Source organism: Pseudomonas borbori (assembly GCF_900115555.1).
GTDB classification, from domain to species: domain Bacteria; phylum Pseudomonadota; class Gammaproteobacteria; order Pseudomonadales; family Pseudomonadaceae; genus Aquipseudomonas; species Aquipseudomonas borbori.
In genome coordinates this window covers 154703-163648 of record NZ_FOWX01000011.1, presented here as the reverse complement: position 1 = coordinate 163648, position 8946 = coordinate 154703, and the positions used below count along the sequence as shown (strand labels likewise).

Genomic DNA, 8946 nt, shown 5'->3' with positions numbered 1-8946 from the left:
ATGCCGGTAGCACATGGCAGGCAGAACAGATCTCCCAGGGTAATTCGCGCGACCTTCCTGCTTATGCCTGTCGGATTTACGTCGTAGCGCTCCGTGCAAGTATTGGGCTTTAGTGAACGTTGCCACCTCACCCCGCTACGCCGCCTGATCCGCTTCCTGTTCGTCAGGCCAGCATTTTGCCTCGGGCTTCCTTCAGATTCGCAGTCGCCCGCGACACCCTTGCCTCTGGCTAACACTTCCCCTTGCCGGGTGTGTAGAGGACTTTCACCTCCAAGTCACCAGCCTGGCCACCACAGCCAAGCTGGTTGCGCTTCCGCGCAACGCGCCATGCCTGGCGCACAACAAAAAAGGTGGCCAATGGGCCACCTCGTACAGAATCTATTGAACACGCGCCTCAATAGTAGGCATTTTCCTTGTTGCTGTGGTCAGTCACGTCGCGCACGCCTTTGAGTTCCGGGATGCGCTCAAGCAGAGTCCTCTCGATGCCTTCCTTGAGGGTCACATCGGCCTGACCACAACCCTGGCAGCCACCGCCAAACTTCAATACCGCGATGCCGTCGTCGACTACCTCGATCAGGCTCACTTCACCGCCATGGCTGGCCAGCCCCGGATTGATCTCGGTTTGCAGGTAGTAATTGATACGCTCATTGATCGAGCTGTCTTCGTTGACCATCGGCACCTTGGCATTCGGCGCCTTGATCGTCAGCTGGCCGCCCATGCGGTCGGTCGCGTAATCGACCACGGCATCTTCCAGAAAAGGTTCGCTGACCGCATCGATCCAGGCGGTGAAGCTGGCCAGGGCAATCGCGATATCGTCCGGTTTCTCCTCGCCCGGCTTGCAGTAGGCGATACAGGTTTCGGCGTATTGGCTGCCCGGCTGGGTGATGAAGACACGGATGCCGATGCCCGTGGTGTTCTGCTTGCTCAGCAAATCAGCCAGATAATCGTGGGCAGCGTCGGTAATGGTAATGGTGCTCATGGCAACTCCTCGCAAACATGCACGCAGTGTACGCCAACCGCCGGGCTTCGATAAAGCTTGAGTGTTTACCTCGGAATAGTTTTGCCAGTACATGCACGACATCGGCTACGCCATAGCCGCCACTACCAGGCAGACGAGTCGGCAATCGGATACTGCCAGACGCTGACCCTTACAGGTTCTCATAGCGGTGCATATCCAGCACGCCGGCCTCGATGGGTTCGGTTTCGCGGATATAGGCCGACAGGTCGTGAAAATAGCGCCAGAACTCGGGATGGCTGCGGCGAATGCCCCAGCGTTCGACAAGCCGCTCGAACGTCCCGGCATCCCGTGCCTGCTCCAGCGCAGCAACGAAGGCAGGCACCTCTGCGGCCGAGAGGCTGAACATGAAGTTCGGGTAACTGCTCAGCACCCCCGGATAAACGCTCAGGGTATCCAGCGCCGGCTGGTAGCGCAGGTGCTCGCCGAGGAGGAAGGCCACATTGCTGTGCGCGCGATTGCGCAGCAGGCTGTAGACCTCGCGCCTGCCGCCGGCCAGTTCGACGCGCAGCAGGGTCGCCTCAGGCAACCGCCCGATCACCCTGAGCCGACTCGCCGGCTTGCTCGCCAGGCGACTGAGGGCCTGCTCGGCGCGCTGCAGTTCGACCGACAAACCCGCTCTGTGGCAGTGGGCGCCGTTGCAGCGGTTAATCGGATCGGGGCGCGCGTTGAGCCTGTCGTAGCGGCTCAGCAGCGCCTCGGCGAAGCGCCGCTTGGGCTCGCCGTCCGGTAAAGCCAGGGCGGTCGGACTCTGCCGGTCGATGCCCGGGTAGTCCAGCCACAGCTTCAACTTGCCGCTGCGCTGGTACCAGTCGTCGAGGATCGTCTGGCGCGAGGCGGGCGGCATCAGGCGCAGGAAGTTCTGCTCGGCGCCGTTGCGGATCAGGTCGAAATACAGCCGGGTCTGCGCCTGATGGGAGACGTTGCCGTAGACGTCGAAGTTCACCACCAGCTGGTAGTAGGTGCGCTCGAGCAGCGGATAGTCCATCCACCACAGGGTCTGCGGGATCTCGCCGATCAGGCCCTGGCGCACCGAAGCACTGTCGTGCTGGCGGAAGATCGACAGCAAGGCATTGTCGTTGCCGGCCCATAGGTGCGACCAACTCGGCGCCGGTGCCTGGGCATAAGCGTCCATGCGCTGCGCCTCGTAGGCATTGCGCTTGTTGCGGTAACTGCGCCACAGACCCAACAGGTCGCCGATATCGTCGAACTGGCCGGGCATGGCCAGCAGCGGCGTCGCCGCGGCACGGTAGCTAGCATCGACCAGGTACAGATCGTGGCGAGGGTCCTGGAACAGCACCCAGAAGTTGTCCCGGATCACGTCGGTGGCAATCTGGCCGCGACACACCGGGCCGCGGATAAAGGTGCGCACGAAGTATTCGGCATTATCCAGCATGAACTGGTAGCGCGCCTGCGGCGGAATCGCCGCGAAGGTCTCGAACGGATTGGCGCGACGCTGGGCGCCATAGCCGGGCAGCGCCTCAACTTGCCAGTCGTCGGTAAAGAACAACTGCTTGACGCGCGCCAGCTTGTTCGCACTGAGCGGATAGGTGATGTGAGTCTTGTGCACGATCACGCCCTGGATCGGCGTCAGACGGTAATAGAATGCGGTCCCCGGATCCTCGTTGGGGCGGCGCGTAGCAATAGGATCGACCGGCTGGCCACTGGGCGTGCGCGAACGCAGCAGCTGAAAGAAATGCCCGGGCTCGCCACCCTCGAAGTGCAGGTGGGCGAGGAACAGGTGCTCGTACAGCCAGCGCGAGACCAGGCTCTCACGCGCCCCCGGGGCATTGAGCAAGCGTTCCCAGGCCTCGACTTGCGCCGCCTCGGCCTTGCTCGCCTGCAGCGCCTGCCGGTCGACGGGCGCGCCCTGCTCCAGCCAGCGCTGCAGGGTCTGATAATCCACCTCGCTCAGGCCGGTGACCGCGAAGGGCATGCCAGCCTGTGGGTTCTCCCTGGCGAAGTCAGTGAACTGATCGGGCCGTGGACACTGATTGTCGCGTTTGATGCCGATATCCAGCCCGGCCGGCAGCTTGGCATTGGCCTCCAGCGGTTTGCCGTGACCCAGTTCGAGCATGCGGGCCAGCAGCGCCGCCTGGCTGCCCTGCTGTTCCAGCACCGAAAAGAAATCCTTGCGCCGCCAGGCCGCGCTGCCATGCGCATCGAGAAACAGGCGTGTGCTGTCCTGCGCCTCGAGGCGCTTGCCGTCGTATACCGGCAGCTTGTGCGCCCCTCGCTCGACGCCCTCGGCGCTGCCCAGATTGAGCTGGCAAGGCGCGTCGTAGCAGGCATGGCAGGCCACGCAATACTGGCTGAAGAGCGGTTGAATATCGCGACTGTAGGAAATCGGTTCTGCCGCCAGCAGCGCACTGATAAACAACGAGCAAGCGCCGAACATTGCGCGATAAGGCATGAGCCAATTCCACAGGTGACCGTAGCAGTGAGTGTAACTGTCGCGTGGCGTGCAGGGCGCCAGGCAACATGAATACAATTCATGCAAAAGACCGGAGCACTGCAAAAGCGCGCAGCTTTGTTATGATTGCGCATCCCCATTGTGTCAGCTTTGCTCAGGTAGTTCCGCCCATGTCCCTGTCCGATCGCAGCGCCCGCCTCCACGCCCTTCAGCAAGCCCTGAAGGAACGCATCCTGATCCTCGACGGCGGCATGGGCACCATGATCCAGAGCTACAAGCTGGAAGAAGAAGACTACCGCGGCGCGCGCTTCGCCGACTGGCCGCAGGACGTCAAGGGCAACAACGATCTGCTGATCCTCAGCCGCCCGGACGTGATCGGTGCCATCGAGAAGGCCTACCTGGATGCCGGCGCCGACATCCTCGAAACCAACACCTTCAACGCCACCCAGGTATCCCAGGCCGACTACGGCATGCAGGCGCTGGTCTATGAGCTGAACGTCGAAGGCGCACGCCTGGCGCGCCGGGTGGCCGACGCCAAGACCCTGGAAACCCCGGATCGCCCGCGCTTCGTCGCCGGCGTGCTCGGCCCGACCAGTCGCACCTGCTCGCTGTCGCCGGACGTCAACAACCCCGGCTACCGCAACGTCACCTTCGACGAGTTGGTGGAGAATTACAGCGAAGCGACCCGCGGCCTGATCGAAGGCGGCGCCGACCTGATCCTGATCGAGACCATCTTCGACACCCTCAACGCCAAGGCGGCGATCTTCGCCGTGCAGCAGGTGTTCGAGGACGATGGCGTCGAGTTGCCGATCATGATCTCCGGCACCATCACCGACGCCTCCGGCCGCACCCTGTCCGGGCAGACCACCGAGGCGTTCTGGAACTCGGTGCGCCACGCCAAACCGATTTCCGTGGGCCTGAACTGCGCCCTGGGCGCCAAAGACTTGCGTCCCTACCTGGAAGAGCTGGCCAACAAGGCCGCAACCCATGTCTCCGCTCACCCCAACGCCGGCCTGCCGAACGCCTTCGGCGAATACGACGAAACCCCGGCGGAAACCGCGGCGGTGATCGAGGAGTTCGCCCAGAGCGGCTTCCTCAATATCGTCGGCGGCTGCTGCGGCACCACCCCGGCGCATATCCAGGCGATTGCCCAAGCCGTGGCCAAGTACCCGCCGCGGGCCATTCCGGATATCCCCAAAGCCTGCCGCCTGTCGGGCCTGGAGCCCTTCACCATCGATCGCAACTCGCTGTTCATCAACGTCGGCGAGCGCACCAACATCACCGGTAGCGCCAGGTTCGCCCGGCTGATCCGCGAGGACAACTACACCGAGGCCCTCGAAGTCGCCCTGCAGCAGGTCGAAGCCGGCGCCCAGGTGATCGACATCAACATGGACGAGGGCATGCTCGACTCGCAGAAGGCGATGGTCACCTTCCTCAACCTGATCGCCGGCGAGCCGGACATCTCCCGGGTGCCGATCATGATCGACTCCTCCAAGTGGGAGGTGATCGAAGCCGGCCTGAAATGCATCCAGGGCAAGGGCATCGTCAACTCGATCTCGATGAAGGAAGGCGTCGAGCAGTTCAAGCATCACGCCAAACTGTGCAAGCGCTACGGCGCGGCCGTGGTGGTGATGGCCTTCGATGAAGACGGCCAGGCCGACACCGCCGCGCGCAAGCGCGAGATCTGCAAGCGCAGCTACGACATCCTGGTCGATGAAGTCGGCTTCCCGCCGGAAGACATCATCTTCGACCCGAACATCTTCGCCATCGCCACCGGCATCGAGGAACACAACAACTACGCGGTGGACTTCATCGAAGCCTGCGCCTACATCCGCGACCACCTGCCCCATGCCCTGACCTCGGGCGGCGTGTCCAACGTCTCGTTCTCGTTCCGCGGCAACAACCCGGTGCGTGAGGCGATCCACTCGGTGTTCCTCTATTACGCGATCCAGAACGGCCTGACCATGGGCATCGTCAACGCCGGCCAGCTGGAAATCTACGACGAGATCCCCAGGCAGCTGCGCGACGCGGTCGAAGACGTGGTGCTCAACCGCACGCCGAACGGTACCGAGGCTCTGCTGGCGATCGCCGACCAGTACAAGGGCGATGGCAGCGTCAAGGAAGCGGAGACCGAGGAGTGGCGCGGCTGGGATGTGGTCGAGCGGCTCAAGCACGCGCTGGTGAAGGGCGTGACCACGCATATTGTCGAAGACACCGAAGAGTTCCGCCAGCAGTGCGCGCGCCCCATCGAAGTGATCGAAGGCCCGCTGATGGCCGGCATGAACGTGGTCGGCGACCTGTTCGGCTCGGGCAAGATGTTCCTGCCCCAGGTGGTCAAGTCCGCCCGGGTGATGAAACAGGCGGTGGCCCACCTGATCCCCTTCATCGAGGCGGAAAAAGGCGACAAGCCGGAAGCCAAGGGCAAGATCCTGATGGCCACGGTCAAGGGCGACGTGCACGACATCGGCAAGAACATCGTCGGCGTGGTCCTCGGTTGCAACGGCTACGACATCGTCGACCTGGGCGTGATGGTGCCGGCGGAGAAGATCCTGCAGACGGCGATCGCCGAGAAATGCGACATCATCGGCCTGTCCGGTCTGATCACCCCGTCGCTCGACGAGATGGTCCATGTCGCCCGGGAAATGCAGCGCCAGGGCTTCACTTTGCCGCTGATGATCGGCGGCGCCACCACCTCCAAGGCGCATACGGCGGTGAAGATCGACCCGCACTACAAGAACGATGCGGTGGTTTACGTCACCGACGCCTCGCGCGCAGTCGGCGTGGCGACCACCCTGCTGTCGAAAGAGCTCAAGCCGGTCTTCGTCGAGAAGACCCGTGAAGAGTACGCGATGATCCGCGAGCGTACCGCCAACCGCAGCGCCCGTACCGAACGCCTCAGCTACCAACAGGCCATCGCGGTAAAGCCCAAGTTCGACTGGAACCAATACTCGCCGGTAAAGCCCAGCTTCACCGGGCGCAAGGTGCTGGAGGACATCGACCTGCGCACGCTGGCCGAATACATCGATTGGACACCGTTTTTCATCGCCTGGGACCTGGCCGGCAAGTACCCGCGCATCCTCACTGACGAAGTGGTTGGCGAGGCTGCCACCTCATTGTTCAGCGATGCCCAGGCGATGCTGACCAAGCTGATCGACGAGAAGTTGATCCGCGCCCGCGCCGTATTCGGTTTCTGGCCCGCCAATCAGATCAACGAAGACGACCTGGAAGTCTACGGCGATAACGGAGAACCATTGGCCGTACTGCACCACCTACGCCAGCAGACCATCAAACCCGACGGCAAGCCGAATTTCTCCCTGGCCGACTTCGTCGCCCCCAAGGACAGCGGCATCACCGATTATGTCGGCGGCTTTATCACCACCGCCGGCATCGGCGCCGAGGAAGTGGCCAAGGCCTACCAGGACGCCGGCGACGACTACAACTCGATCATGGTCAAGGCCCTGGCCGACCGTCTGGCCGAAGCCTGCGCCGAATGGCTGCACCAGCAGGTGCGCAAGACCTGGTGGGGCTACGAGCCGGACGAACAGTTGAGCAACGAGGATCTGATCAGGGAGCAGTACAAGGGCATCCGCCCTGCCCCCGGCTACCCCGCCTGCCCGGACCACACCGAGAAAGGCACCCTGTTCCAGCTGCTCGATGCCGATGGCGCAAGCCAGGTGACCCTGACCGAACACTACGCCATGCTTCCCACGGCAGCGGTCAGCGGTTGGTACTTCGCCCATCCCCAGGCGCAGTATTTCGCCGTAGGCAAGATCGACAAGGACCAGGTAGAGAGCTATTCGGCGCGCAAGGGCCAGGATCTGGCCGTGAGCGAACGCTGGCTGGCGCCCAACCTGGGGTACGACTACTAAGCGACGAATATCCGGTGCGCACGGCGCACCCTACGGAGAGCGAGGCACGTAGGGTGCGCGGGGCCGCCTAGGCTGTGCGCACCATCATCTGATACTCAACGCATCAAACTGCCGTCCGCGTCGGCGTCCAGACGCAGCCCTTCGACGCCGATCTCCGCCTCCAGCGCCAGCAGGTAATGCCGCAGGGCGCGGCGCGTGGACTGCTCGCGCAGACTGTGCCGCACCCGCTCGGCGACCTGGGCATAGGGCAGCAGGCGGCCCTCCCTGCGCTGATCGATGCAGATGAGGTGCCAGCCATAGCGCGAGGCCAGCGGTCGTTCGTGCAGCCCGACGGGTAGGTGCTGCAGCGCCCGGTCCAGCTCGGCCACGGTCTGGCCGGGGCTCAGCCAGCCCAGCTCGCCGCCCTGCTCCCGCGACGGGCAGGCCGAATGACGCTGGGCCAGCTCGGTGAACCGCCCGGGGCCATCGATCAACTGGCGCAGCAGTTTCTGCCCGAGGCGGTACTGGGCATCGCGGGCCCTGGCGTCTTCAGGGGTCGCGGCCAACAGGATATGCCTGACCCGCAGCCCGGTCGGCTCGGAAAAACGCTGCCGGTGCGTCTCGAAGAAGCGCCGGCAGGCCGCGTCGTCCGGCTCCGGCACCCGCAGTTCGCGCTCCAGCAGCACGGCCATGGCCTGGTCGTTCTCCTGGCCCTCGGCGTCCACCAGCGCCGGCAGGCCGAGCATGGCGGCGCGCTGGCTGAGCAGCTCGCGCACCACCAGGGCGCGGGCGGCCTGCAGCTGGGCTTCGGCCAGGGAGCCCGCCGGATGGAACGGCGTTTCCCGGGCGATGGCGGCTTCGCCGAACTCCACCGTGCCCACTCGGATCACCGGGGCTGGTGCGTCCTGCAGATTCTCGACTGCGATCAATTGCATGGCACGACCTCCTGAACGGTTTGCTAGATCTGTCGCCCTTAGCCGCGCTTGCGCACGATCTGGTAATTGCGCCCCAGATAGCCCAGCGGGATGCTCCAGATGTGCACCAGGCGGCTGAAGGGAAACAGCAGGATGATGGTCAGGCCGACGAAGATATGGACCTTGTAGATCCACGAGACCTCCTCGAGATAGTTGGCCGCGCCGCCGCTGAAGAACACGATGGCCTGCGCCCAGGAGGCCAGGGTGAGCATCACGTCGCCTTCCAGGTGGCCGAGGGAAAAGATGATGGTGATCATGCCCAGGCAGGCCTGGAACAGGATCAGGGCGAGAATCAGGTTGTCCATGGTCGCGGAGGAGGCCTTGACCCTGGGGTTGGTCAGGCGCCGATACAGCAACATGGCGCCGCCGATGATGCACATGGCCCCGGCGAGGCCGCCGATGATGATCGCCAGCAGCTGCTTGTTGCCGGCGGAGATGAAGGGGGCGTAGACCCAGTGCGGCGTCAGCATGCCGAACAGGTGGCCGAAGAAGATCACCAGGATGCCGACATGGAACAGGTTGCTGGCCAGCCGCATGTTCTTCTTCGCCAGGATCTGGCTGGAGTGGGCCTTCCAGGTATATTGGCCGTGGTCGAAGCGCAACAGGCTGCCGACCAGGAACACGGTGCCGGCCAGGTAGGGGTAATAGCCGTAGATCAGGTGCTGCAGGTATTCGAAGAACATGGCGGGTCTCCGT

At 63.7% G+C, this 8946-nt stretch carries 5 protein-coding genes; 1 reads left to right on the top strand and 4 read right to left on the bottom strand.

Features of this window, described 5'->3' with window-relative positions; all coding sequences use genetic code 11:
* Nucleotides 1-394 precede the first annotated feature (394 nt).
* Nucleotides 395-979 (bottom strand): Fe-S biogenesis protein NfuA, encoded by a 585-nt coding sequence (gene nfuA / locus BM315_RS10720; RefSeq protein ID WP_090500700.1) that lies wholly within the window; start codon nucleotides 977-979, stop codon nucleotides 395-397.
* 169 nt (nucleotides 980-1148) lie between these two features.
* Nucleotides 1149-3428: a fatty acid cis/trans isomerase gene (locus BM315_RS10715; protein WP_090500698.1), complete on the bottom strand. Its 2280-nt coding sequence runs from the start codon at nucleotides 3426-3428 to the stop codon at nucleotides 1149-1151.
* A gap of 170 nt (nucleotides 3429-3598) precedes the next feature.
* On the opposite strand from BM315_RS10715, the gene metH reads away from it, so the two are divergent.
* On the top strand, nucleotides 3599-7297 hold the full coding sequence (gene metH / locus BM315_RS10710) for a methionine synthase (RefSeq protein ID WP_170862198.1): 3699 nt from the start codon (nucleotides 3599-3601) through the stop codon (nucleotides 7295-7297).
* 95 nt (nucleotides 7298-7392) lie between these two features.
* Here metH and BM315_RS10705 read toward each other — a convergent pair whose 3' ends face one another.
* A complete protein-coding gene (locus BM315_RS10705; protein WP_090500695.1) occupies nucleotides 7393-8211 on the bottom strand; it encodes a peptidylprolyl isomerase in 819 nt (272 codons plus the stop codon).
* 38 nt (nucleotides 8212-8249) lie between these two features.
* Entirely contained in the window at nucleotides 8250-8933 is a 684-nt protein-coding gene (gene narI / locus BM315_RS10700; protein WP_090500693.1) for a respiratory nitrate reductase subunit gamma, read from the bottom strand.
* Nucleotides 8934-8946: the final 13 nt, after the last annotated feature.

What these genes read in the sequence shown, in the direction of transcription:
- BM315_RS10705 (WP_090500695.1), bottom strand. Translation starts at nt 8,211, where the DNA reads ATGCAATTGATCGCAGTCGAGAATCTGCAGGACGCACCAGCCCCGGTG.
- nfuA (WP_090500700.1), bottom strand. Translation starts at nt 979, where the DNA reads ATGAGCACCATTACCATTACCGACGCTGCCCACGATTATCTGGCTGAT.
- narI (WP_090500693.1), bottom strand. Translation starts at nt 8,933, where the DNA reads ATGTTCTTCGAATACCTGCAGCACCTGATCTACGGCTATTACCCCTAC.
- BM315_RS10715 (WP_090500698.1), bottom strand. Translation starts at nt 3,428, where the DNA reads ATGCCTTATCGCGCAATGTTCGGCGCTTGCTCGTTGTTTATCAGTGCG.
- metH (WP_170862198.1), top strand. Translation starts at nt 3,599, where the DNA reads ATGTCCCTGTCCGATCGCAGCGCCCGCCTCCACGCCCTTCAGCAAGCC.